We start from the raw sequence: 24,578 nt of genomic DNA on the forward strand, positions 1-24,578 counted from the left end.
CGCGTGATAAACCCTGTGCTCCGGCCAATAACAAGAATGCCTGCCATGTCCGACCTGATCACCTGCGCCCTCGACCAGGGTTTGCTGACCCTGACCTTCAACCGCCTCGACAAGCTCAACGCGCTCAACAACGCGATGTACAGCGAACTGGACCGCCATCTGCAGGCGGCCAGCGAAGACCCGGCCGTCGAGGTGATCCTGCTGACCGGCGGTGCGACCTGCTTCAGCGCTGGCAATGACCTGCGCGACTTTCTCGACAACCCTCCACGTGATCTGGACAGCCCGGTGTTTCGCATGATGCGCACCGTGCTGGCACTGGACAAGCCGCTGCTCGCCGCCGTCAACGGGCCCGCCATCGGCATCGGCTGCACCCTGCTGCTGCACTGCGACCAGGTGCTGGTCAGCCGCTCGGCGAAACTGCGCATGCCCTTCGCCCCCCTGGGTGTATGCCCGGAATTCGGCTCGAGCCTGCTGCTGCCACGTCTGCTCGGGCATCAAAGGGCGGCGCGGCTGCTGCTGGCCAACGAGTTGCTGAGCGGCGAACAGGCACTGGCCTGGGGCCTGGCCAACGAGCTGCATGACGACGGCGAACAGTGCCTGGCGGCCGCGGTAGCGCTCGCCAGGCGCTTGCAAGCCATGCCCCAGCAGGCCCTGCGGATCAGCAAACGCCTGCTAAAGGATGGACAGCGCCGGGAACTGGAGGAGACCGTAAAACGGGAGGCGGCATTGTTCATCGAGCGCCTGGCCAGCGAGCAAGCCCGCGCGGCGTTGCAGGCGTTGGTGTAGGAGCAGGCTGCACCCGATAGAAGCATTTCACCACCAGTCAGCACCTCCGGCAGCCGGGTGCCGAGCGTCGAGTTCGCCGCCCAGGTGACCACGCCCTTGCAACGCTACTTCGGCGCGCTGGTGTACGTCGGCACCCATCACATGGCGTTGCAGGCCTTGCAGGACGGGCGCGTCGATGCCGCCTTCGTCGCCAGCGCGCGCCGACGCCTACCTGGCCAGCCACGCCGAGTACGCCGGGCTAGAGCGAATGATGAACGCGGCACTGGAGCCACGCTGAAAGATTCAACTTTCACCAACGTCCGGTGTCCAAGCAGTGACAACACAGTCATTGCGGAGGTTATTCATGGCGATTCGCGCCACCTTGCTGATTCCCTGTCTGGCCTTGACCCTGGGCGCCTGTGTCGGCGCTTCGCCAGATAAACCGCCACCCAAGACCATGCCCGTCAATCTCGAGCAGTATCAGGGCAAATGGTACGAACTGGCACGCCTGCCGATGTTCTTCCAGCGTGACTGCGTGCAGTCCGAGGCCAATTACCAACTGCGCGAAGATGGCCAGGTCGATGTCACCAACCGCTGCCGTGACGAAGACGGCGAGTGGCAGCAGGCGACCGGCATCGCCCAACTGCAGCAACCCGGCCAGACCGACAAGCTGTGGGTGAGGTTCGACAACTGGTTCAGCAAACTGGCGCCCAATACCGCCAAGGGCGAATACTGGGTGCTGTACCACGATCCGGACTACCGCGTGGCCGTGGTAGGCCACCCGAATCGCGAGTACCTGTGGCTGCTGTCACGCACCCCGACAGTAAGCGAACGCACACGCAACCAGTTGCTCGAAGTCGCTCGCCAGCGCGGCTACGACACCCGCGAACTGATCTGGCGCCAGCCCGACTGAGGCCTGCGGCTCAGCGCAGGTCCTGGGTCACCTGTCCGACCGCCTGCACCACGCGGCGTGCGCCTTCCTGAATGTCAGTGATGGCGCTGCCCGCCTGGCCTGCGAGGGTCAGCCCGACCCCGGCCTGCTCGCGGCTGTTTTCGATCTCCACCACTGCCTGATCGGCCAGTTGCTGGTTACGCGCCACCACCGCGACGATCTCTTCGGTCGCCGCGCTGGTGCGCGCTGCAAGCTGGCGCACCTCATCGGCGACCACGGCAAACCCACGCCCCTGCTCGCCCGCGCGGGCCGCTTCGATGGCAGCGTTGAGCGCCAGCAAGTTGGTCTGCGAGGCGATGCTGCCGATGGTCTGCACGATCGAACTGATGACCACCGACTGCTTGCCCAGCGCCTCAATGGTGCTCGAGGCGCTGTGCATCTGATCGGCCACCGCCTGCATCGTCTGCACCGCTTCCTGCACCACGCTCGCCCCCTCGCGGGCACTGACGTCGGTGTTGCGCGACACCTCCAGGGCCATTTGCGCAGCGCGGCGGATATCCTGCTCCTTGCGCACCTGGTCGGTGATCACCGAGGCGAACTTGATCACCCGGCTGATCTTGCCTTCGGCGTCGTAGACCGGGTTGTAGCTGGCCTCCAGCCAGACTTCCTGCCCACGGCTGTCCAGTCGGCGGAAGCGCCCAGCGACATAGCGCCCGCTGTTGAGGGTCTTCCAGAACTCCGTGTAGGCCGGTGTCGCCGCTTCATCGGCCGGACAGAACAGGCGGTGATGCTGGCCGACCACGCGCTCCAGCGAATAGCCCATGGCCTCGAGAAAGCGTTCGTTGGCCGTGACGATGTTGCCGCTCAGGTCGAACTGGATGATCGCCGTCGAGCGGAACAGCGCGTCGATGAAGGCTGTGTTCTCAAGGCGCTGACCGACCTCGGCGGACACCTCGCTGCCGTAGCCCTGCACATAGTCCAGGCGTCCGTCCTCGCCGCGCACTGGCAACCACTTCAGGCGTAGCCAGACCATGTGGCCGTCGGCGCGCAGGAAACGATAGTCGTCGGCCACCGGCTCCAGCCGTGATATGGCCTGGGTGAACTGCCGGTAGCAGGGCAAGGTTGTCACGTAGCCGGGGACGATATCGCTCAGCGGCCGCCCGATCAGCGCCCTCGAGGGTTGTGCAAGCGCGGCGGCGCATGCTTCGTTGCAGGCGATGATTCTCAGGTTGGCATCCAGACGCAGGGCCAGGCTGCCTTGCTCCAGTTGCTCGAGCACCGCACGCAGGCGTTTGACCTCGGCCTCGCTTGCCGCGAGCCGAGCTTTGATTTTTCGATCGAACATGGGACACCTTGCGAACAGTTGTGTGGTAAAGCACTCACGCATCCTGCAAGCCAGCTTCCCTGGTGGCCGTCAGGCCCCGGATTCCGTGGGCCCGTCACTTTCAAACGAGAATGTGATGCAGCATCTCAGGAAAGACCGAGAGCCGCTATCAAAGTGCTATTAGCCGTTACAAAATAACGTTCTTATCCGATGAACGGTTGTGTGACGTTGGGGTTGGCTGGAGGGATTCGTGGGGGCGGACAGGTGTTCGCCCCCACACAACCCCCTCGAAAGAAATAGCGCCTACCCCCCCCGCGCCACCTGCCACAGCCGTGCGATATCCCCCGCCCGCGCCTCGAGCAGCGTCCCGGCCTCGGCACAAGCGCGCTCGAGCGTCATCGGCCCGCTGGTCACAGCGAACGCGGCATCGATGCCGTGGGCATACAACGCCTCGTAGCCCTCCCCCAGGGTGCCGGCAATCACCACCACCGGCACACCATGACGCTTGGCCACGCGGGCTACGCCCATCGGGGTCTTGCCGCGCAGGGTCTGGGCATCGAAACGTCCTTCGCCGGTGATCACCAGGTCCGCGCCCCGCACCAGCCCGTCCAGCCCAGCGAGCTCCGCCACCACTTCAACTCCGGGACGAAAACGCGCGCCCATGAACGCCTTGGCCGCAAAGCCCATGCCGCCCGCCGCACCGCAACCAGGAAACTCACGCACATCCTCCCCCAGCAACTGCGCGCAGTGGTCGGCAAAGTGCCCCAGGGCCTGGTCCAGCAGCAGCACCTGCTCAGGCGTGGCGCCCTTCTGCGGGCCGAAGATCGCCGAGGCGCCGTTGGGGCCGCACAAGGGGTTGTCGACATCCGCCGCCACCTCGAACTGTACCTCGGCCAGACGTGGGTCGAGGTCGCTGGCGTCGATGCGTGCCAGTTGCGCCAGGGCCAAGCCGCCCTCGGCCAGTGCCTGGCCTTCGCTGTCCAGCAACCGCAGCCCCAGCGCCCGCAGCATGCCGCTGCCCGCGTCGTTGGTGGCGCTGCCGCCGATGGCCAGCACGATGCGCTGCGCACCTGCCGCCAGGGCTGCGGCAATCAGCTCCCCGGTGCCCCAGGTGCTGCTGCGGCAGGCATCGCGCTCACCGCTGGGCAGCAACTGGATACCACTGGCCTGGGCCATCTCGATCACGGCGGTACGGCTCTGCGCCAGCCAGCCCCAGCTCGCCTCCACTGGCGCCCCCAGCGGACCGCGCACCACCTGGCGGCGCTGCTCGCCCTCGGTGGCCGCGACGATCGCCTCCATGGTGCCCTCACCGCCATCGGCCATCGGGCACTCGACACGCTCGGCCTCGGGCCAGACCTTGGCCAGCCCGGCGCTGATCGCCCGGGCGACACCGGCGGCATCGAGGCTGTCCTTGAACGAATCGGGGGCGATGACGACTTTCATGGGGAATCTCCTGGTCCTGTTAGCCCGCATGCTGACAGCTGCGCGCCAGAGCGGCCTCGGTCGGATGCACAAAACGCCCGACCGGTTGTTTGGGCAAATGCCTTCGCCCGGTTCCCCAGGCTCACTCGGCAGGCAGCAGCTGCAAGCCCAGGTACAGGCTCAGCATCCCCTCCAGACGCAGCGGATCCACCTCGCCCAGTTCAGCGATACGCTCCAGTCGATAACGCAGGCTGTTGCGATGGATCCCCAAGGCATCGGCGCACGCCTGGCTTTGTCCGTCATGGGCGCACCAGGCGCGCAGGGTGGCGAGCAATTGCCCGCTGGCATCCTTGGCGCGGATGCGTTGCAGCGGTTCGAGCAATTCGTCCAGGGCGTCGTCATTGCGATGACGCCAGAGCAACGCCGGCAAGCGGTAGCGCGACAAACTCAGCACGCGCTCGCCGGGCACTATCTCGCGGCCATAGGCCAACAAGTCGCGGACCCGGCGATAACCTCGTCGCAACTGCTCCAGGCTCTGCGCCACGCTGCCCAGGGCCAGGCGCTGGACCTGCCAGCCATGGCGCTGCAAGCGTTCGATCAGGCGCACCTCGTCCAGCGCCACGGTTGCCGGGCGGCACCAGAGCAGCGATTGACGCGCCGGGCTGACGCACCAGCTGTCCGGATAACGGCTGCTCAGCCAGGCCGACAGCACTTCGCCCGGTGGGCCGCCCTCCAGCTCGAACAGGCAAGGCACCCGCGCCAGTTGTGGCTTGAGCCCCAGTTGCCGGGCTTCGTCCACCAGCCGGGGTGAATCGCCACTGCCGCCCAGCAGCAGCGCCAATAGATCGTCGCAGCGCTGCCGGCGCCACTGCTGTTCGACCTGCAGGTGACGCTGGGCCAGGAGCATCTCGGCGGTCATGCGTACGAGCTCGCCATAGGTGCGCAGTTGCTGCGGATCGCCGGTCAGGCCGAGCACGCCGATCAGTCGGTCGTCGAGCATCAACGGCAGGTTCACCCCCGGCTGCACGCCCTTGAGGCACTTGGCCGCCTCGCTGTCGAGCTCGACGATACGCCCATTGGCCAGGACCAGTTGTGCCCCCTCATGACGAGTGTTGATGCGCTCTGGCTCGCCGCTGCCCAGGATCAGGCCCTGGCTGTCCATGACATTGACGTTGCACGGCAGGATCGCCATCGCCCGGTCGACGATATCCTGGGCCAGGTCGTGGTCTAGCTCGAACATGTGGGTTCCTTGCAGTGGCAGACTTTGTTCCGCAGCACAGCCGTGCGTGCCCTACGCTGTGCAAAAGCACAAAGACAGCGGCGCCCTGCTCGCCGAGACTCGTTTCAGGCGAGCGCCGGGACAGGCGCCGCGTGACAACCATAACAACAGAGAATTTCATCATGGCACACAGCCCTGCCCCTGACCAAGGCCAAGACCCCAGCCGCAATGCGCTGTACCGGCGCATCACCCTGCGGTTGATCCCGTTCATTTTCATCTGCTACCTGTTCAACTACCTGGACCGCGTCAACGTCGGTTTCGCCAAGCTGCAGATGCTCGACGCACTGAAGTTCAGCGAGACCATCTACGGCCTGGGCGCCGGGATCTTCTTCATCGGCTACGTGCTCTGCGGCCTGCCCAGCAACCTGGCGCTCAACCGCTTCGGCCCCCGGCGCTGGATCGCGGTGATGATGATCGCCTGGGGCACGCTCTCGACCTGCCTGCTGTTCGTCACCACGCCGATGGAGTTCTACGTGCTGCGCCTGTTCACCGGCGCCGCCGAAGCCGGGTTCTTCCCCGGCGTGGTCCTGTATCTCTCGCGCTGGTTCCCGGCTGATCGGCGCGGGCGCATCATGGCCCTGTTCATGTCGGCGATCCCGGTCTCGGGCCTGCTCGGCGGGCCGTTCTCCGGCTGGATTCTCGACCACTTCGCCGCAGGCCAGCACGGCCTGGCGGGCTGGCAGTGGATGTTCCTGATCCAGGGCCTGCCGACCGTGGCGCTGGGCATACTCGCGGTGTTCCTGCTCAGCGACGGCTATCAGAAGGCCGCCTGGCTGTCGGACAGCGAGCGCCAACTGATCGCCAGGGACCTCGCCGCCGATGCCGCGAGCAAGCCGAGCACCACCGGCGACAGCGTGCTGGCCGTACTGACCAACCCACTGATCTGGACCTTCGGCTTCGTCTACTTCTGCATCCAGAGCGGTGTCTATGCGATCAACTTCTGGCTGCCCTCGATCATCAAGAACCTGGGCTTCGACAGCCCGTTGCTGATCGGCTGGCTGAGTGCGATCCCCTACCTGCTGGCCGGGGTGTTCATGATCCTCGTCGGCCGCTCGGCAGACCTGCGCAACGAACGCCGCTGGCATCTGGTGGTGCCCATGCTGATGGGCGCCATCGGCCTGCTGATCGCGGTCAACTTCTCCAGCAACCCGACCGTGGCCATCCTGGGCCTGTCCATCGCCACCATGGGCGCACTGACTGGCCTGCCGATGTTCTGGCCGATGCCGACCGCGCTGCTCAGCGCCAGTGCCGCTGTCGCGGGCCTGGCGATCATCAACTCGGTGGGCCAGATGGCCGGCTTCCTGAGCCCGTATCTGGTGGGCTTCATCAAGGACCAGACCGGCTCGACGGACGCGGCGCTGTACTCGCTGGCGGGCGTGATCGTGCTGGGCAGCCTGGTGGCCCTGCGCGTGTCGCGCGCCGGGGCACTGAACGCCGCACGGGCCAACTGAGGCCTGCGGGCCGCGTGAATCAAGGCTGCTGGAACTGCCCCAGGTACCGTTCCAGCACCGCCTTGTCACCGCTGCCATCGCCCGCCACCTGCCACAGCCGCCGCTCGATGCCCTGGGCCAGCAGGTGCCCCACCGCCGCCTCGATGGCCGACAGCACGCACAACTGTGCCGGCTCGTTGGTGGTGTAGCCCACCTCCGCTTCGAGCAGTTTCTTGAACTCGATGAACTTGAAGACCCCGGCGCTGCGCCCCACCGAGTAGATGGTCTTGCTGGTCATCACGTTGGCCAGCACCTGCCCGGTGCGCACATCCACCGCACGCAGGTTGACCGTGACCTGGTCGACCCGATACTCGCGGGCGATGTCGATGCCCAGGTAGCGCGCGCCTTCACCGCCGCTGCGCACGTTGGTGTCGTAGGCGATGATGCCGCCCTCGAGCATCAGGTTGGCCGCCTGCAGCGGCGGCAACTCGCCCTGGATGTTCTCGGCCACGTCGGGCTTTTTCTGCGAGGCACGGATGATCTTGCGTTCGGTCAGCAGGTTCTGCAGCCCTTCGCGCTCGAGCACCACGAACCAGCCGCTGGCGTTGAGGGCATCCATCAGCATGCTCGCCGCGCCCTGGGTCACGCTGGTGGAAAACGAACTGGCCGGGGTCGGCTTGTACTGCCCGGTCTGATCGCGGAAACCGTACACCACCGCCATCAGCCGGCCCTTGGGACGCGGCATCTTGAGCAGGTCGTAATAGGTCGAGGCACGCGGGGTCAGGGTCGGTGTTTCGGCGTCCTGCTCGGCAGGCATCGGTTCACGCAGGCCGCAACCTTGCAGGGTGGCGAGAATCAGCAGTGTGCTCAGCAGGCGTTTCATGGCATGTCTCCCCTGTTGGCCAGTCCCTCTCAGGGGTTCAGGCCGCTGACCTCGATGATCGAGATTTCCCCGGTGGCACGGTCGGTGACGCGGATGCTCAGGGCACCGGAGTCATCGATCACATCGACCAGGAACGAATCGGTGGCCAGGCTGCCGGCCCGGCCATTGTTGATGTTGTCGAGCAACTGCGAGAGCAGCCGCGACTCGAGCTGGTTGCTGAAGCGTTCCAGGGCCGTGGTGCCGGAAAACGCCGAGCTGCGGCTCTTGAGGCTCGGGTCTTCGTGATCGTTCTGCGCCTGAGCGTTGTTGAGCAGCCAGGTGCCGTTGAGCGGGTTGCCACCGAAGGCCGGGTTGACCGGGGTGTAGACCAGCTCCGTGGCCTGCGCCCCGAAGGCCGTTGCCAGCAGGCAGGCGGCGATGCTGCGTGAAATGGCGGGTTTCATAGCTCGTCCCTCTCCAGGTCGGTGGTGTCCTGCAGCAGACGTTGCAGCTTGCGCTGAATGATCTGCTGGCGGACCAGGTCGGCGGCCGCGATGGCCTCGTCGTTGAGCTGCGTGGTGTTCGGTGGCAGGAAGCGCCGGTACAGCACCTCGCGTTCGTGCTCCACGGTCACCAGGCTGCCCCAGCGCGCATCGGGTCGTTCGCGCACCACCAGGTTGAAGTCCAGACGGCTGGTGGCACGCAAGCGGTCGGTGAACACGGAGTAGAAGTCGTGGCCGATGTGCGAAATGGTGTTGTCGACGATGAAGCCCATCATTTCGTCCTCGCTGCCGGCCCGTGCCGCAGCCTGGGCCAGCGACAGCGCCAGGCACAGGGCGATGGCCAGGCGCTTCATGGCGCCTCTCCCGGGCCGCTGTGCCGACGCGGGCCAGTGCCGCTCTCGGTGAAGGCCTGTTCGGCGACGAACTGCCAGTCGCTGTAGTGCGCCAGCCCCTCGAACCCCGACCACTGCGCGCTGAAGCCGCTGCGCTTGATCGGCGCGGCCTGCGAGCGGCTGTACACCCCGGTGATTCGGCCGTCGATCGCACGCATCAGGCCCCAGTCCTCGCTGGCGCCGATCGGGTCGCGGTACAGCCGGCGGATATGCCGCTGCGGTGCCGGGAAGCGGTTATCCTCCAGCAGCTCGGCCAGATCCTGCGGGTACTGGGCCAGCCCCGGCGAGGCGCGGTAGTAGCTGCGCAGCGCCTGGGCGTACTGGCCGCCGACCCACAGCAGCTGGCGCTCGCGCTCGCGCTGGGCGCTGGTGGCCCACAACGTGCCGGTGGCGGCCAGGGCCAGGGTGCTGGTGGCGATCAGCAGCAACACGCCCAGGTAGGTGAAGCCGGCGTTACCACTCGGCATAGAGGCTGCCATCACGCGCCCTCCCCGTTGCCCCGCTCTTGATGTCGGCGACACCACCGGCCACCCCCTCGGGGGGTGGCACCAGCTGCCAGGCATCGCGGCGCTCGCTGACCGGATCGACCGGGGTGTTGCGCAGGTAGCGCTGCTCGACCAGTTGTTCCAGCGACTCGGGATAGCGCCCGGTGTCGCCGTAGTAGTGGTCCAGTGCCTCGCGCAACACGGCCAGACTCTGGCGCAGGGTCGCCTCGCGGCTCGCCTCCAGGCTGTTGAAGTAGCGCGGCATGGCGATGGTCATCAACGTCGCGATGATCGCCATCACCACCAGCAACTCGATCAGGGTGAAACCGCGGTTGCGTTTCATGGCCATCACCATTGCCCGTAGGGGGTGCCGTCCAGGCCCTTGCCCGGCGCCTTGGAGTACACATCGAACACGTCCTCGCCTTCACGCGGGTTGTCGGCGCTGCTGTCGTACGCGCGCAGGCCCCAGCCGCCCTGGTCGTCGCGCCGCGCCTCGCGCAGCGGATCGCGAGGGATGCGCCGCAGGAAATAGAACTTCGCGCCCTTGGCGCTACGCACGTCGCGCACGCCTTCGACCAGCACCTCGAGGCTCGGTGGGTAGCCACTGGCGTTCAGGCGCTTCTCGATGTAGCCGGCGTCGAAAGCGCGCTTGTAGGCGTCGATGGCATCGCGGATCTGGTACAACGCCTCGCGCAACTGCTGCTCCTTGTTGCGCCGCACCAGGGTTTCGGCCATGGGCGCGGCCATGCTGGCGAGCAACCCGAGCAGCGCCAGGGTGAGCACCACCTCGATCAGGCTGAACCCCTGCTGGCGGCGTTTCATGGCCGCGGGCTCCGAGGCACCACCGCCATCTGCCCCTCGATCACCGGCGCAGCCTCGCTGGGGGTATCACTGGGCACGACATCGGCTGGCAGTGGCTGCGCCAGTTGGCGGACCTGCAGGGTCGACTCGGTGCCGGTGGCGAACTCCATGTCCGACGGGCTCTGGTAAGGCAGGTTACGCACGATGCGCGGGGTGATCGCCAGCACCAGTTCGGACTTGCTCATGTCATCCTTGTTGCTGCCGAACAGCCGGCCCAGCCCCGGAATGTCGCCAAGGCCCGGGATCTTGTTGCCGCTGGCGTTATGGTCGTTGCGCACAAGGCCTGCCAGTACCTGGGTCTCGCCATCGTGCAGGCGCAGGCTGGTCTGGGCGTTGCGGGTATCGACCTGGACCGGGATGGTGCCCTGACGAGTCGGCTCCAGCGGCGTGGCATTGCTCACTTCCAGCGCCACCTTGATCGCCACTTCGTTGTTCAGGTGCACGGTCGGCTGGACTTCGAGCTTCAGGCCGACATCGAGGTAGGTCACGCTCTCGGTAATGACCGGCCCCTGGGTAGACGGCACCGAGGTGGCGCTGATGATCGGCACCCGCTGACCGATGTGGATGCGCGCCTGCTCGCGGTTGCTGACGCGGATCACCGGGCTTGCCAGGGTGTTGATGTCCTTGTCCTGGGCGTTGATCTTGGCCTGCGGCGACGGGGATATGGTGATGCGGCTGGAGTTGATCCCGCGCAGCTGGTCGAGCACACCCACCGCGCTGCCGTCGCTGTTGATCACCCCGAAGGTGTTGGGCCATTGCAGGCCGAGGTCGAGGATGCGCGAACGCGCCACCTCCATCACCTCCACTTCCAGCACCACCTCGGGGTTGGACTGGTCCTGGGACTGCAACAGCTTCTCGGCCATGCGCACGGCATCGGGGGTGTCGCGCAGGGTCAGGGTGTTGAGGCGCTCGTCGACGAATACATCCCGGGTCTTGAGCAAAGTCTTGACCATGTTCAGCGCGGTGTTGGCATCGATGCTGGTCAGGTAGAAAGTGCGCATGACCAGTTCCTGGTAGTCCTTGGTCTTCTGCGGCGAGTCGGGGTAGACCAGCAGGGTGTTGTCGTTGACGATCTTCTGGCGCAACTGGTTCTGCTCCAGCAGCAGGGCCACGGCGTCCTCGATACGCACCTCGCGCACGAAGATCGTCGCCTTCATGTCCGGGCGCAGATCCTTGTCGAAGATGAAGTTGATCCCGGCGACCTGGGCCAGCACCTCGAAGATGGTCTTGAGGTTGGCATCGCGAAATTCCAGGGTGACCGGGCGCTCGAGCTTGCTGCGCAGTTGCGGGAAGGGTTGGGCAGTACGGGCCTGGACGTTCTCGATGTCGCTGCGCAGGATCTGGCCCTTCTGGTTCTGCGGGTCCAGGCGCAGCACTTCGCGCATGTAGCGCTCGGCGCCGAACAGGTCGCCCTGGCGCAAGGCCGCCTGGCCGAGGGCAACGCGGTCGTCGAGGGTGCGGATCAGCTCCAGTTGGCGCAGCCCTTCCTGGGCGCGGCGATTGTTCGGCTCCAGGGTCAGGACCCGACCGTAGCCCATGCGTGCACCGGCGAAGTCGTGGCGCACGCGGTCACTGTCGGCCTGGGCCAGCAAGGCCTCGACCGCCTGCTGGCGACCGTGGGCCAGGGCGATGTTGAGTTCGGTGTCACGCGGATCTTCACGCAGGGCCTGTTCGAGCAAGGCGATCCCGGCTTCGTACTGGCCTTCCTTGATCAACTCGGCGCTGTCCTTGCGCGTGCCACTGGAGCCACAACCCGCCAGGGCCACGCACAGGGCCAGGAGCATGAACGGGGCAGGCTTGCACAGCTTCGACGGTTTCATGGTGCGCTCCCGACAGACAAGGTCTGCGACTGGTGCAACGGCAGGTAGACCAGGCTCAGCTCGCTGGCCGAGACCCGGTCGAGGCGGTAGGTGTCCTCGATCACATCGCCCTGGCGCACGACGTAGAGCTTCTCGCCGTTCTGCAGGAAGATCTGCAGGTCGTCTCGGTCGCCCAGGCGGCCGACGAACTGGAAAGGCAGGGCCGGGGCACTGGCGGCTACCGGGGCTAGCGGTGCCGGGGGGATGGGTTGCTCGGTGACGCTGGCCAGGGTCGGGGCGGCGGCCCAGCGCTGGGCGGGGAACAGGTCGCCGGAGGCGGGGACAGTGCCGACGCCATCGCGGGACAAGCCCGCTCCCACAGCGGGCGTGTCATGCGCAGTTGCCTGTGTGGGAGCGGGCTTGTCCCGCGATAGCGCCACCCCCTCCTCCCCGCCGAACCAGTGCCCCGGCGCCCACGCCAACAGCGCGCTCACACCGAGGAAACCCGCCCAGATCACTACGCGCTGAGTGTTCATCACGACCTCGACAGGTAAAGGGTCATGCGCACGCGACCGTTGAGTTCCCGGTCACCAATGCGTTTGCGTTGCAGCTCCAGGTCTTCGAGCACCAGGGTCGGCAACTGGCCGAGCAGCGCCTGGAGAAAACCGCGGATCTGCGGGTAGCTGCCGCGCACCGGCAGGACAATCTGGTAGCGCACCAGCTGGGTCTTCGGATCGATACCCAGCGCGTACTCGCCGCGGGCCAGGCTGATGCGTTCGGCGCTGGCAAGGTGGTAAAGGCGCTCGATCAGCGCGCTGGCCTGGGGCTGACCGGGCAGTTGCTGGCGCAGGCTGTCGAGGGTCTGCTGCTCGGGCTTGGCGGCAATCTTCAACTCGCCTCGTCCCAGACGCTGTACCTGCACGCTGGCATCGGCCTCGCTGGCGCGCAGTTCGCGCACGGCCTGCCACTGAGGCAACACCACGGCGACCGCCATGATCAGCGCGAGCACTCCGGTCAGCAGTGCGGCCAGCCCTGCCCGACCCATCGCGCGCAGGCGTTCATGAAGAATCAGGCTAGGGACGCGCATGACCGGTCTCCCAGGTGGCGGTGAGGTTGAAGCGCACCGGGTGTTCAGCCTGGCCGGCCAGCACTTCGTGGTTGAGCAGCGACACATCGCGCAGCTCGGCGCTACGCTCCAGGCGCTGGTGGTACTGCAGCATCGCCTCCAGGTTGCGAGCCTCGGCGCTGATGCGTACCTGGCCCTTGCGTGCATCCGGCGTCAGGGCCAGCAGCGCGACGTCTTCCTGGGGCATGGCCTCGAGCATGGCGAACAGTTGCTCCCAAGGCCGTTGCAACTGCTGCGAGACACTGCGCATCTGGGCCAGTTGCTCAGCCTGTTCGCGACTGGCGGCACTGGTCTGCGGCGCGGCGGTGGCCGGGCGCCGGCCGAGCTTGATTTCCAGCTCATGGACGCGACCGTCCAGCGCCAGTTGTTCGTGCTGCAACTGCTGGTGCAGTACCAACAGCAGCGCCACCACGGCACTGCCCAGGGCCAGCAGCGACCAGGCCAGTGCGCCGCTGCGCCGGGGTTGGAATTCCAGGTCGAGGCGGCGCATGTCAGGCCACCGCCCGCCACATGGCGTGCAACGGGTCAGCGTCGCCTGCCGCTGCGCACAATTGCACCGCGCCCAGTTCGGCGATGTCTGCGCGCCCTGGGGCATGCAGGTAGACCTGTGGCAGTGGCTCGCCGTACAGCTCGCAGGTGCGTTCGATCAAGGCCTTGAGCGCCTGGTCGCTGTCGGCGCAGCCCTGCGCCAGCACCTGCTGCCAGGCACCACCGGCAGCCAGCAACAGCACGCTGCGCCGGGGTTCGGCGAGGACGAAGAGAAAATCGCCCTGGCCCAGCTGCGCCGAGCAACGGTTATAGGCCGCCATCAAGTACGGCTGCACCGAACGCAGCCTCAGGTGGCTTTGCACACCCAGCGCCTGCAGCCCCTGCAGCAGGGCCTCGGGCAGCGCGGTGGCGATGCGCGCAGCACCGGCAGGCTCCGGTGAGAGCACGATGCGCCAGTCGTCCAGCGGCTGGCCGTAGAGGCTCTCGAAACAGGCCCGGGCATAGGCCTGCAGCTCCCCCGGGTGGCCGATGGCATCGCTCCAGGGCACCAGGCAGAAACGGCTGTAGCGCGCCGACAGCACCACCCGCAGTGCCGCCCCACGAGGTGCGTGCTCGGTTAGCAGTGCCGCCAAGGTGTCCAGCGCCGGCACCCAGGCCGGCTGGGTGGCGTCGCAGGTGAAGTCGCGGCTGCCCAGCCATTGGTGTTGCCGCCCGTGCCACCGGCCCAGGCCGACACCCTCGGCACCGAGCACGGCGCAGTATCTGTCAGGATCACGCAATGAATGTGACACGGTTGATCTCCTCGAGTGTGGTACGGCCCTCGCGGACCAGGTCCAGCGCCGACGCGCGCAGCAGGCGCAAGCCGCGCTGGCAGGCCAGCTGCCTGATCTGCGAAAGCGGACGGCGTTCGACGATCATCTGCCGCAAGTCATCGTCCAGGTGCAGCAGCTCGGCAATCGCACTGCGCCCGCGATAGCCGCTGCCACGGCACTGGCCGCACCCCTGGGCGCGGACGAAGCGCCAGCCGTCGATACGGTCGCGGGTCAGCCCGGAGGCAGCCAGCAATTCGTCGTCCGGGGTGTGCTCACGGGCACACTGCGGGCAGGCCAGGCGAATCAGGCGCTGGGCCAGCACGGCGTTGAGCGCCGAGACGAAGCTGTAGGGATCGACCTGCATCTGGCTGAAGCGGCCGATCACGTCGAACACGTTGTTGGCGTGGATGGTGGTGAACACCAGATGCCCGGTAAGGGCCGACTGCACGGCGATCTGCGCGGTGTCCGGGTCACGGATCTCGCCGACCAGGATCTTGTCCGGGTCGTGGCGCAGGATCGAGCGCAGGCCACGGGAAAATGTCAGGCCCTTCTTCTCGTTCACCGGTATCTGCAACACGCCAGGGAGCTGGTACTCCACCGGGTCTTCGATGGTGATGATCTTGTCCACGCCGTGGTTGATCTCACTGATCATGGCGTAGAGGGTGGTGGTCTTGCCGCTGCCGGTAGGGCCGGTGACCAGGATCATGCCGTACGGCTCACTGGCCAGGCGGCGCAGGGCGCGCAGGGTGTCGTCGGCGAACCCCAGCGCCTGCAGGCGCACACCGCTGACCTGGTCGGAAAGGTCCTGCTTGTCGAGCACCCGCAGCACCGCGTCTTCGCCGAAGATGCTCGGCATGATCGACACGCGAAAGTCGATCTGGCGTTCGCCGATGGCGACCTTGAAGCGGCCATCCTGGGGCACGCGTTTTTCGCCGATGTCGAGTTCGGCCATGACCTTGATGCGCGAGATCACCTGGTCGGCGAAAGCGCTGCCGCTGGCCTTGCCGGCGCCGTTGAGCACGCCGTCGATTCGGTACTTGATGGTCAGGCCCTGGCCGGTCATGCCCAGGTGGATGTCGCTGGCATGCAGCTTGAGCGCATCGTAGAGCGTGGAGTTGACCAGCTTGACCACCCGGCTCTGGTCCTCGCTGATGCTGGTCAGCGACAGGCGCTGCAAGGCATCGCCTTCGACGCCGGTTTCGCCGTCATGGCCCAGGGCATCGACGGCGTGGAAGCTTTCTTCGTGGCGGGCAAGGAAGGTGGCAATGTCGGCGGCGTGCGCCAGGTACAGCGGCGCACCTTGCAGGCAATCGTCGATCCAGGCCAGGCGGGCGGGATCGAAGGGGTCGGCGAACACGCCGATCAGTTGACCGCCCTGCTCCACCATGACGAACTCGCGCTTGAGGCACTGGGCCAGGCTCACGCATTCGAAACGCGGCTGGCTGGCGAACAGGGCCTGGGTGTCGAGGCTCGGGTAATGGAGGGTTGTGGCCAGACGCTGGGTGAAGGCGGCCGGAGTATCGCAGGACAAACGCTCCAGGCAAGTGAGCAGGCGCTCGTCACCAGACGTGTTGCGGGCGCGGGCCAGCAGTTCGCGGGGGTATTGCAGGGCCCCCGCCAAAGGGCCGCTACTGACTGCATCAAAAGCTTCGGACATGGCCTGCGACTCCGCTCAGGGGCGCGTCGCAGGCTGAGGGAATGGCCGCGGGCGCCGCTATTCCCCGGTGAGCAGTTGGTCGTCGTCAGGTCCGGGCGGCTTGGCGCCGTTGCGTCGGCGTTCGGCCAGGACCCAGCTGCCATCGTACAACTGCAGGGGGAACGTCTGGTTCCTGCTCTGGCGTCGCTCGACGAACCCTTCGGCCGGATTGTCCGTCGCCCTGCGCTGGCGCTCGATGCCCATCAGGTCGAATACCGCACGGGCCAGTTCCGCCAGTGGGAACGGCTTGAACAGGACATGCGTGACACCCAGCTCGGCGGCGCGCTCACGGACCTCGGCGGTCGGGTGCGCAGTGATCAGCACGAAGTGGCACTGCCTGTTCCTGCGTACGGTCTCCAGAACCTGAAACCCCTCCATGTCGGGCAAGCGATAATCCAGCACGATCACATCCGGTGCCTGACGCTGAGCCAGCTCGATCCCTTCGGCACCGTCGTGGGCAACATGGACGTCCAGGCCTTGCGCCTGCAGATACGCTTGCAGGTTCTGCGCAAGGGTCTGTTCGTCATCGACTACCAAAACTCTGTTCACCAAGGTCCACTCCCATGAACTACCCGGTTTCCCGGTCTGCGAAGTGCGGCCCTGTAGAGGCTTGAGCAGGCTTCGTGCCAGGCGTGAAAAGTCATGTCGCACCACGTGTAAGTCATTGATCTTGCTGTATCGACCCTATGACGCATGCCGGAGATTACCCACTTCCGGGGAGTCTGATAGCACTTTGCCTTGGAGCCATTCCCCACTGTTGGGGAACTGCCACTGTCGGGGCTCAGTCGGCGCGCTCCACGATAGCGGATTGGCGCAAACGTTGGCGCACCGATTGCCGCGCCTGGGCCTGCAACTGCGCGACAAGTGCATCCCTGGCCATGGCCAGGCCCTGTTCAGCTATGACTGAAGCATTAGCACTTTGGTTCTGCTGGCCTTGCAGCTTTTCTCGGTGCGCCTGGTAGAACTCGGCGATCTCGCCCTGGCTGGGCTCATCGACCTGGCTCAGGCGCGCGTAGACCTGCTGGGCGGCCATCTCATGACGAGTGTAGTCAGCGAAGCTCGCCCTATCGAAACCCGCCTCAACCAGGCGCCGCTCGAACACCGCCGGGCTGCCAAAGGCCGCCTCGAGCTGGCCGACCTGGGCCGACACCTGGTCGTCGCTGACCGTGATGCCCTGGCGTTGTGCCTCCTGCCACAGCAGCTCCTTGTCGATCAACTCGTCCAGCGCCTGGTCGCGCAGGCGCTTGTACAGCGTCGGATTGCGGATGCTGGTCAACGCCCGCCCCTGGGCCTGAAGGTACTCGCTGAAATAGCCTTCCAGGCGCACGACGCCGATCTCCACACCGTTGACCCGCGCCACCGCGAGATCGGCACGGCTCGCCTGGGCAAGCGCCAGCAGCAGGCACAGCAGCAGGATACGCATGGCGGGTTCCTCTCAAGGCAGGTCTGGCAACGGGCGGTAAGGTGCGACGGTGCTGAATTCCGGCCCCGGCAAGGTGACCGCCACCACATGGGCGCCCGCCAGGCCCTGTCGACGTCCGGGCCCAAAGCCCAGCGGCGGGGTCAGGCCGGTGTCGATGTCGTGCAGTTGCTCCAGTACCACGCGCAATTGCTCGCGGCTGGCATCGCGCCCCACCTGCTTCAACGCCTCGACCAGCAAGCGCCAGGCACACAGGGCCCCGACCTGCACCGAAGCCTGCCGCGGATCCAGCCCCTGGCGCTGTTGCACACCGAGTAGCGCAGCACGTCCTTGTTCGGTCCAGTCATCGGGCACGAACGGGTAGCTCAACCAGACACGCTGCGACCATTGCGGCGACAACTGGCCGACGGCACTGGCCACCTGGCCGGATGCAGCAAACAGATAGGGGCTGTGCCCTGCCGCCTGCAGCGTGGCGGCGAGTTCGGCAAAGGCCTGCGCCCGCCCGAGAAAGACGATGCCCTCGCCCGCGATTGCCTGCCCCTGGAACGCCTGCACGGGCCGAGGCGCCCAGCCCATCTGCACCAGACGCTGACGCAGGCGCTCGGCCGATGCCGACTGCCCGTCGCCGGCGTACACCACCTGCAGCGCATCAGGCGCCAGGCGCAGTGCGTCGCGCGCATGCCAGGCAACGCTGAGCAACTGCTGCACGGCGTCCGGCATCGGGTCGAACAGCAGCGCATTGCCGCCGCCACGCGGCGTACTGCCGATCATTGGCAGCCCCGCACGCTCCAGGGCGGTGCCATCGAGCAGCGGCGCCAGCGGTGCGACCAGGGCGAAGACCCGCTCCCGCCCGGCCAGGTACTGCAGCGCCTGGGTGCTACTGGCGGGGTCATGACCCGGGTCGGCGCTCACCAGTTGCACGCGCCGGCCATGCACGCCGCCCTGACGATTGAGCTGCTCGATGCCGTCTTCCAGTACCGCGCGCACCACCCGTCCTGCTTCGGCCAGCGGCCCGTCGTTCGGCAGCAGGGTGCCCAGGCGCAGGATGCCCTCCTCTACCCCCGGATCACGGTCCTCACCCAGCCGCTTGAGGTACGCGGTGAGGTTGCGCTGGTCGGCCAGGGTCAGGTCGAAACGCGGCATGGCCGAATCGAGGCGATTGCCGCCCGGATCGATGCCGCGCTGGATCGCCCGCGCCAGGCTGGCGTCATCGTAGGCCGGGTAGCGCCGGGCATTGCTCTGGCGCTCACCCTGCCCCAGGGCCAGGCGCTGCCAGTCCAGGTCAGGCGCACGCACGCCGCCCTCGGCACGGCCACGACCGTCATTGCCGTGGCAGCTTGCGCACGGCAGCACACTGGCCGGCACGCGCATGTCGCTGGCGCCGACCCGCGCGAACAATTGCGCATCGCGGCTGGAAAGCCCTTCGCGGTACAGCCGCCTGCCAGCGGCTTGCTCCGGCGTAAGGTCCAGCGCCTGCACCGGGCCGCAGAGGGCCAGCGCCACACCCAGCCACACCCGGGCCATTGCCGCACGGATGCCCATGGCTCACCGTCCCGCCAGCGGCTGGGCCAGCAGTTGCAGACGCTGGGCGATGGCCGCAGGGGGAGCGTCAGGTCGGATCTTGCTCCAGCGCTTGCCTGCCACGTCGCCGGCAATCAGCTGGGTGGAGTGCTGTTCGGGGCTGGGCAGGAACTGCCCCAACCGCCCCAGCACCAGGTCGACACGGGCCTTGTCGCCGGTCAGGAACAGCCAGTTCGGCCCGTCCACACCCTGCTTCTCGGCGAAGGCCTTGAGCACCTCGGGGGTATCGTTGAGCGGATCGCTGCTGAGCGAGACGAAGGTCACCTGCGCCGCCAACTGCGGGCCCATCGCTTCGCGGACTTCGCGCAGCTTGCGGGTGATGAGCGGGCAGGCGTCGTTGCAGTGGGTGAAGATGACATTGAGCATCACCACCTTGTCCTTGAGCACGTCGCTGTAGAAACGCAGCTCCCGGCCATTCTGGTCCTTGAGCAGGGTGTCGGTGAACCAGGTCTGCGCATCACGGGTGCCTGCGCCGCTGGCCATGGTCGGCGGCGCCGGTTGTGGCTGCGGGGCATGCCCTTCATGGGCCAGGGCCATCCAGGCGAAGATCCACAGGCAGGCGCCGAGGGTCAGCCAGTCGAGGCTGCGCATGCCACCGTGGCGTGAGCTGAAGCTGCTCATGGCTGAACCTCCTGGCCGGCGATGGCGGTGCTCTTGGCATGGACCCGGCGGGCGCCCAGGCGATTGATCTCGGCGATCAGCACGTTGGGGTCGGTGAAGCCGTAGTAACGCGTCCAGTGACCGGTGCGCCCGTCACCGACCAGGATCAGCGGCGGATGCTGGGTCAGGTCGGCACTGAAGCTGCCCAGCCCCTTGAGGGTTTCGCTGATCGCGTAGGGCGAGCCAGTCAGCCAGCTCCAGCCCGGGCCATGCTGGAACGCCTTGGCGTAGCCCAGCAGGCGACTGGAATCGTCACGCTGCGGATCGACGCTGATCGACACCAACCGGATCTCCTCGCCCACCCGGCCGCCCAGTTGTTGCTGGACCTTGCTCATGATCGAGGACACCACCGGGCACACGGTGGTGCAGCTGGTGTAGATGAAGCCCATGACCACCAGGTGCTCGCCGACCAGGTCCTTTTCCAGTCGCACCGGCATGCCGTTCTGGTCGAGCAGCGAGACATCGGCAAAGCGCACGCTGGCCTTTTCCTGGCGCGCCACAGGCGCCGGTTCAGGCTTGCCGCCATGGTCGTGGCCGGCATGGGCGAAGGCCAGGTGGCTGGTCAGTGCCAGGCTCAGGGCAAGCAGTCCGGCGGCATGATTGCGGTTCATCGAACACTCCTGGATTCCCCTTGGGAAGCGGTGGACGCTGCGGCGGGCAACACGCGCAGGCTGGTGTAGTTTTCTTCGGCGAAGCGGCGCCCGAGGGTGGGCGACTGCACATGCAGGTACCAGGCACCGGCCTCGCCCAGCTGCAGCGAGGCCTGGTAGACACCCTCGCCCATGTCCTGGAACGGGACGCTGCGCGGCAACGACGAGGGCGCGAGGAAGTAGCGCAGGCTCAGGTCGCTCAGCCCGACACGCGGCGTGCCGTCGTGACCGAGGATGCGCACCCGGGCGATGAAGGGGTGGCCCTGCAGGTGCGGCTGTTCGGTGCCGATGAATTCGGCATGCACGCCCTTGCGTCGGCTCGCCTGCGGCAGCGCGGCCACCTCGGTGCTGAAGCAATGGATGATCTGCGGCTGGTTGAGCAGAAAGGCCACATCGAAGGTGCCGGCCGCTGGCATCTTCACGGTCGAGCCGTACACCCCCGGTGCGAGCTCGCGCAGACTGCGGTCGATGACCATGGCCGCGCGCGCCTGATGGCCACGGTTGTTGTAGCCGGACATCGGCGCATTCATGCCCTCGGCGTAGAAGTAGGTGGTGTTGTCTACCGGATTGACCACGAACACCGAGTTGTCGTCCCGCGACACGCTCACCCCTTGGGCCAGCGGCAGGTCACCTGCCTGGCGCGGCGCAGCGGGTCCGGCCTCGAAGCCCTGGACGATCGGTGTGCGCCCTTCGCCGAGGCTCGACAGGTTGATCATGCTGACCTTGGGCGAGGCCAGGCCACGCACATAGGCATAACCCTTGGTGAAGGTCAGCTGGTAGGGCTCGGCGGCCACCGGAATACGGTGAATCAGCGTATCGGTGCTCGCATCGATCACCAACGCCTGGTTCTCCAGGGTGTTGAGGACGATACCGTAGCGCCCGTCACCACTGAAGCGCATCGGCCCCAGCCCCTGCTCGGCCTTGACCGTATGGCGCAGTTGATGGCTGCGCGCATCGATCACCCGCACCGTGCCCTCCTGGCCATCGACCACATAGACCGCCTGGGACAACGCCGAGTAGCTCACCGACAGTGGATGCGGGCCGACCTCCAGGGTCTTGAGCAGGCGCATGTCGGCGATGTCGATGACACTCAGGGTGCCGCCGTCGCGGTTGCTGACGAAGGCGAAGCGCGAGTCGCCGCTGAAGGCGATCTCATGATGGCCGGAGCCGGTGGCGAAGGATTTCAGCGTGCTGCGGCTGGGCACATCGATCACGGTGACCCCTCCCTTGGCTGGGTCCGCGCTGTTGTTGCCAACCCACAGGCGTCGCTGGTCCGGTTGCAGGGCGACGCGCACCGGCTGTTCGCCGGCCTCCAGCAGGGCCGTGCGGCGGAAGATCTCGGTATCGATCAGCGCCACCTGGCCGCGCTCGGGCAGCGAGACGAACACCTGCTTGTCGTCGCTGCTGGCCGCCCAGTCCATCGGCCGCCCCGGCAGGTCAATGCGCGCCAGGGTACTGGTGACACCGCCCACCGACACCGTCGGGTCGATCACGGTGAGGCTGGCATCCTTGTTCAGCACCAGCAGAAAGTAACTGTTGAGGTCGAGCAACGGCCGTGCGCCGATGCTGCTCTTGAGAAACAACGCGACCCGCGCCTTGCAACTGCTGTCGCGATCGCCCGTCGGCGCCGACTGCGCCGGATCGAGCCAGGCCCCCGGCGCCATGCCCGACAGCGGTTGGCCGCTGGCCTGGTCGCTGAGCTTGAACCGCACGTTGGCGAAGCTGCCTTCACGCAACTCGCCGCCGTCCATTGCCCGCGCCTCGAACTCCACGGTCACGCCCTCGCGGCTGAGCCGATGCAGGGCCTGCGGGTCGGCAGGCGCCTGCAGCAGTTCGCGGGGATCGCACCAGAGTTTCTCGTAGGCGAGACCCAGGCCGATCAGCGCTACCCCCAGCAACAGCCCCAGGTAGGCGGGGCGAGTCTTCCTGTTCATGCGCGGTCCCCTCTTGCGGGATATGAGCACTCCCTGAGGGCAAAGCAAGCGTCATGCCATTGAGAAAACTCAGCAAAATCAAAATGTTATGAACAATACAGCAGCGACATCCATGTCCATCCCCCACCCGATTCCCCGATGCTGGGGCCTGGCTGAACGCTCAGGGCGCCGCCGTCACCGCTACGCCCTTGGCCTGGTCAGGGGTCACCACCTGGCTGAGGTCGATGTGACGAAAGTCCGGCTTGGCGCCCAGCCGTGCGTTGAAGCGCACGTTGAAGGTGAACGGATCGTCGGTCGGCACATCCAGCGCCTGGCCGTATGTGCGGGTGACGGCTGCGGCGTCATAGCCGAGCAACTTCAGCAGCGTGGGGTAGATGTTGTAGTGGCTGGAGGCGTTGCGGTTCTGTGCCAGGTGCGCCTGCCAGTCCAGGGCCTTGACGCCCTCGCCCTGAATCACCACCAGCGGCACCAGCCCCTCCTCCATCACCGGCTCGCTGTCGCAATGAGTGTTCAGGCCCGGATTGCCGCGCTCATGCAGGTCCTGCCCATGGTCGGAGGTATAGATCAGCACCGCCTGGCTCAGGTCGGCCTCGGCGAACAGGCGGCGGAAGAACTCACCCACGTTCCAGCCCAGCGTATTGCGGTACGCGTTGCGATACAGCACCCAGTCTTCGGGGCGTCCATCGAAGCCTTCACGCGTGCCGGTGTCGGCCACATCGGTGAAATGCCCGCGCGGCAATGCCGGCTGGTAGGTCAGGAAGGCGTCGGGGTATTTGTCGTGCACCGGGAAATGCGCGCCAACCTTGTTGATCACGATCAGTTGCGGCTGGCCATCCTTGAGCAGGCTGACCAGTTGCTCCAGCGCCGCCATGTCGCGCTGCACCACGGGAGTGTCATCGAACTGGACGAAGCGGTCGATGTCGCGCTTTTCGTTGTCGTCCATCAGGTTCTGCAGGTTGCCACCGGTGCGCTGGGCATCGATGTACACCGTGCCCAGCCCCGTACGCTTGGCGTATTGCCAGATCGACGGCTGGGTCGAGTTGATGCGCAGGTAATCGCTGCGGGTGCCGCCATAGCGCAGGGTGACGTTGGTGTCGGCGCTGCAGTTGGCCACCGAAGCGGCGTAGCCGTAGTTGAAGATACTCACCCCTGGCTGCGGCTGCAGCAGGTGAGTCGCCACGCCGGCTGGGGTATTGAGGTCCAGGTAGTTGCCCGAAATGCTTTCGTCGATGATCAGCACGATATCGCGCGCCATCGGCTTGCCGGACTGCGCCAGGCCCACCGGCTCGCGTGGGCCGACACGGTCGTGCAGCGCCTCGTAGCCGAACAGGCTCAGGTAAGCCAAGGGTGTGTACATCACTGGCAGGCCACGGGCACCCTCGCCGGCGCGGATGAACAGCACGCCGATCAGCAACGCCAGCGCCAGAAACGGCGCGACAACCGGCACCAGGCGCGGCAAGCGCGGCACAGGGCCCGGCCGCAAGCCCACACCCAACAGCACCAGCAGCGAGCTGAACGCCGCCAAGGTGATTGCATAGTGGTACTGCTCCAGTGCTTCCTGGATGAAGCCACCGGCATACACCATGGACACGAACGCACTATAGGTGAGGTAGGAATCGGTGATTCGCAGATAAGCATCGAAGAACAGCGCACTCACCGCAAAAGCCGCCGCCAGCGCCCAGCGCAGCCAAGCCGGGCGAATCCACGCCGCCAGCAGCAGCCCCACCACCAGCACCCCGGCCACGCCCAGGTAAAGCAGCAACGGCAGGCCAAGACCCAGTGCTTCTATCCGCTCCCGGTAATAGCCATGAAAGCTCGCCAGGTAGATGAACAGCAGGGCCAGCTTGATCCATCCGCGCATGATTCGACCACTCCGGTCATGGGTTTCCACTCAAACCGTAGCAGTCCTGAAACAAATCACAAGGCGGAAATGTCAATTTTCCGGCGATATCGCAACGCCATATTCTGGCGCAAAAAACGTAACGCGGTTGAGACGCTCTATCGTCATAAGCCCGCATTATTCGCGGCCTGCAACCGTTCATCAGTTCGTCGAACGGCCAACTGCCAGTAGCTTTCAACGCTAAACCCCGGATTGACAAAGGGTTGATGGCCAGTGGCCGTTTTGCTTGGCGTCTGTAAATGCGACGAAACATGCCATTGGTTTGACGCATTTCCCGCGAGCTGAGCTATACAGAA

At 66.3% G+C, this 24,578-nt stretch carries 25 protein-coding genes and 1 pseudogene; 4 read left to right on the forward strand and 22 right to left on the reverse strand.

The genetic code is table 11. The annotated features are described in order from the left end of the window. Positions 1-45: 45 nt before the first annotated feature. The 3 genes and pseudogenes from HU748_RS20685 to HU748_RS20695 all read left to right on the forward strand — a co-directional run bounded on the left by HU748_RS20685 (position 46) and on the right by HU748_RS20695 (position 1,678). Entirely contained in the window at positions 46-786 is a 741-nt protein-coding gene (locus tag HU748_RS20685; RefSeq protein WP_186665266.1) for an enoyl-CoA hydratase-related protein, read from the forward strand. Between the two features lie 84 nt (positions 787-870). Next, positions 871-924, forward strand: a pseudogene (locus HU748_RS26510) (hypothetical protein); the annotation flags it as partial. Between the two features lie 205 nt (positions 925-1,129). Further along, positions 1,130-1,678 carry a lipocalin family protein gene (locus HU748_RS20695; protein ID WP_186665268.1) on the forward strand — a complete coding sequence of 183 codons (549 nt, stop codon included), beginning with the start codon at positions 1,130-1,132 and terminating at the stop codon, positions 1,676-1,678. Between the two features lie 10 nt (positions 1,679-1,688). Here HU748_RS20695 and HU748_RS20700 read toward each other — a convergent pair whose 3' ends face one another. The 3 genes from HU748_RS20700 to HU748_RS20710 form a co-directional block, all read right to left on the reverse strand. Beyond that, positions 1,689-3,002 carry a PAS domain-containing methyl-accepting chemotaxis protein gene (locus HU748_RS20700; protein ID WP_186721735.1) on the reverse strand — a complete coding sequence of 438 codons (1,314 nt, stop codon included), beginning with the start codon at positions 3,000-3,002 and terminating at the stop codon, positions 1,689-1,691. Positions 3,003-3,284: 282 nt separating this feature from the next. Beyond that, positions 3,285-4,424, reverse strand: coding sequence for a glycerate kinase (locus tag HU748_RS20705; protein WP_186721738.1), 1,140 nt, complete (start codon positions 4,422-4,424; stop codon positions 3,285-3,287). A gap of 121 nt (positions 4,425-4,545) precedes the next feature. Then, complete coding sequence (locus HU748_RS20710; RefSeq protein ID WP_186665274.1) at positions 4,546-5,643, reverse strand: sugar diacid recognition domain-containing protein; 1,098 nt, start codon at positions 5,641-5,643, stop codon at positions 4,546-4,548. Between the two features lie 161 nt (positions 5,644-5,804). Between HU748_RS20710 and HU748_RS20715 the strand changes: the two genes are divergently transcribed. Beyond that, the gene (locus HU748_RS20715; protein ID WP_186721740.1) at positions 5,805-7,133 is read left to right on the forward strand and encodes an MFS transporter; all 1,329 of its coding nucleotides are present in this window, start codon (positions 5,805-5,807) and stop codon (positions 7,131-7,133) included. Between the two features lie 19 nt (positions 7,134-7,152). Here the strand turns inward: HU748_RS20715 and HU748_RS20720 are convergent, their stop codons facing one another. The 19 genes from HU748_RS20720 to HU748_RS20810 all read right to left on the reverse strand — a co-directional run bounded on the left by HU748_RS20720 (position 7,153) and on the right by HU748_RS20810 (position 24,243). Continuing rightward, positions 7,153-7,995, reverse strand: coding sequence for a CsgG/HfaB family protein (locus tag HU748_RS20720; RefSeq protein ID WP_186665278.1), 843 nt, complete (start codon positions 7,993-7,995; stop codon positions 7,153-7,155). A 29-nt stretch (positions 7,996-8,024) separates the two neighbouring features. Then, entirely contained in the window at positions 8,025-8,438 is a 414-nt protein-coding gene (locus tag HU748_RS20725) for a curli assembly protein CsgF (protein WP_186709643.1), read from the reverse strand. Further along, positions 8,435-8,830 (reverse strand): curli production assembly/transport protein CsgE, encoded by a 396-nt coding sequence (gene csgE / locus HU748_RS20730; protein WP_186665286.1) that lies wholly within the window; start codon positions 8,828-8,830, stop codon positions 8,435-8,437. The genes HU748_RS20725 and csgE overlap by 4 nt, the downstream gene beginning before the upstream one ends. Beyond that, positions 8,827-9,348, reverse strand: coding sequence for a type II secretion system protein (locus HU748_RS20735; protein WP_186665288.1), 522 nt, complete (start codon positions 9,346-9,348; stop codon positions 8,827-8,829). Before HU748_RS20735 ends, csgE begins: the two co-directional genes overlap by 4 nt. Continuing rightward, positions 9,323-9,697, reverse strand: a complete 375-nt coding sequence (locus HU748_RS20740) for a type II secretion system protein (protein WP_186665290.1) — start codon at positions 9,695-9,697, stop codon at positions 9,323-9,325. Before HU748_RS20740 ends, HU748_RS20735 begins: the two co-directional genes overlap by 26 nt. 5 nt (positions 9,698-9,702) lie before the next feature. Further along, positions 9,703-10,176, reverse strand: a complete 474-nt coding sequence (locus HU748_RS20745; RefSeq protein ID WP_186665292.1) for a type II secretion system protein — start codon at positions 10,174-10,176, stop codon at positions 9,703-9,705. Continuing rightward, positions 10,173-12,035: a secretin N-terminal domain-containing protein gene (locus HU748_RS20750; protein ID WP_186709641.1), complete on the reverse strand. Its 1,863-nt coding sequence runs from the start codon at positions 12,033-12,035 to the stop codon at positions 10,173-10,175. Before HU748_RS20750 ends, HU748_RS20745 begins: the two co-directional genes overlap by 4 nt. Beyond that, on the reverse strand, positions 12,032-12,550 hold the full coding sequence (locus HU748_RS20755) for a hypothetical protein (RefSeq protein WP_186721742.1): 519 nt from the start codon (positions 12,548-12,550) through the stop codon (positions 12,032-12,034). The genes HU748_RS20750 and HU748_RS20755 overlap by 4 nt, the downstream gene beginning before the upstream one ends. After that, on the reverse strand, positions 12,550-13,101 hold the full coding sequence (pilO, locus tag HU748_RS20760) for a type 4a pilus biogenesis protein PilO (protein ID WP_186665298.1): 552 nt from the start codon (positions 13,099-13,101) through the stop codon (positions 12,550-12,552). Before pilO ends, HU748_RS20755 begins: the two co-directional genes overlap by 1 nt. Further along, positions 13,088-13,630: a pilus assembly protein gene (locus HU748_RS20765; RefSeq protein ID WP_186721744.1), complete on the reverse strand. Its 543-nt coding sequence runs from the start codon at positions 13,628-13,630 to the stop codon at positions 13,088-13,090. The genes pilO and HU748_RS20765 overlap by 14 nt, the downstream gene beginning before the upstream one ends. Position 13,631: 1 nt before the next feature. Then, on the reverse strand, positions 13,632-14,420 hold the full coding sequence (locus tag HU748_RS20770; protein ID WP_186721746.1) for a hypothetical protein: 789 nt from the start codon (positions 14,418-14,420) through the stop codon (positions 13,632-13,634). Next, a complete protein-coding gene (locus HU748_RS20775) occupies positions 14,401-16,098 on the reverse strand; it encodes a GspE/PulE family protein (protein WP_186709632.1) in 1,698 nt (565 codons plus the stop codon). Before HU748_RS20775 ends, HU748_RS20770 begins: the two co-directional genes overlap by 20 nt. Positions 16,099-16,155: 57 nt before the next feature. Continuing rightward, positions 16,156-16,689 (reverse strand): response regulator, encoded by a 534-nt coding sequence (locus HU748_RS20780; protein ID WP_186665306.1) that lies wholly within the window; start codon positions 16,687-16,689, stop codon positions 16,156-16,158. A 229-nt stretch (positions 16,690-16,918) separates the two neighbouring features. Beyond that, on the reverse strand, positions 16,919-17,560 hold the full coding sequence (locus HU748_RS20785) for a SurA N-terminal domain-containing protein (RefSeq protein WP_186721748.1): 642 nt from the start codon (positions 17,558-17,560) through the stop codon (positions 16,919-16,921). A 12-nt stretch (positions 17,561-17,572) separates the two neighbouring features. Next, positions 17,573-19,081 carry an ABC transporter substrate-binding protein gene (locus tag HU748_RS20790; protein WP_238343427.1) on the reverse strand — a complete coding sequence of 503 codons (1,509 nt, stop codon included), beginning with the start codon at positions 19,079-19,081 and terminating at the stop codon, positions 17,573-17,575. Positions 19,082-19,102: 21 nt separating this feature from the next. Next, positions 19,103-19,759: an SCO family protein gene (locus HU748_RS20795; protein ID WP_186721750.1), complete on the reverse strand. Its 657-nt coding sequence runs from the start codon at positions 19,757-19,759 to the stop codon at positions 19,103-19,105. Then, positions 19,756-20,409 (reverse strand): SCO family protein, encoded by a 654-nt coding sequence (locus HU748_RS20800; protein ID WP_186721751.1) that lies wholly within the window; start codon positions 20,407-20,409, stop codon positions 19,756-19,758. Before HU748_RS20800 ends, HU748_RS20795 begins: the two co-directional genes overlap by 4 nt. Beyond that, complete coding sequence (locus HU748_RS20805) at positions 20,406-22,382, reverse strand: cytochrome D1 domain-containing protein (RefSeq protein WP_186721752.1); 1,977 nt, start codon at positions 22,380-22,382, stop codon at positions 20,406-20,408. The genes HU748_RS20800 and HU748_RS20805 overlap by 4 nt, the downstream gene beginning before the upstream one ends. Positions 22,383-22,542: 160 nt before the next feature. Continuing rightward, positions 22,543-24,243: a sulfatase-like hydrolase/transferase gene (locus HU748_RS20810; protein WP_186721753.1), complete on the reverse strand. Its 1,701-nt coding sequence runs from the start codon at positions 24,241-24,243 to the stop codon at positions 22,543-22,545. Positions 24,244-24,578: the final 335 nt, after the last annotated feature.

This window comes from Pseudomonas sp. RW3S2 (genome assembly GCF_014268955.1).
Classification (GTDB): Bacteria; Pseudomonadota; Gammaproteobacteria; order Pseudomonadales; family Pseudomonadaceae; genus Aquipseudomonas; species Aquipseudomonas wayambapalatensis.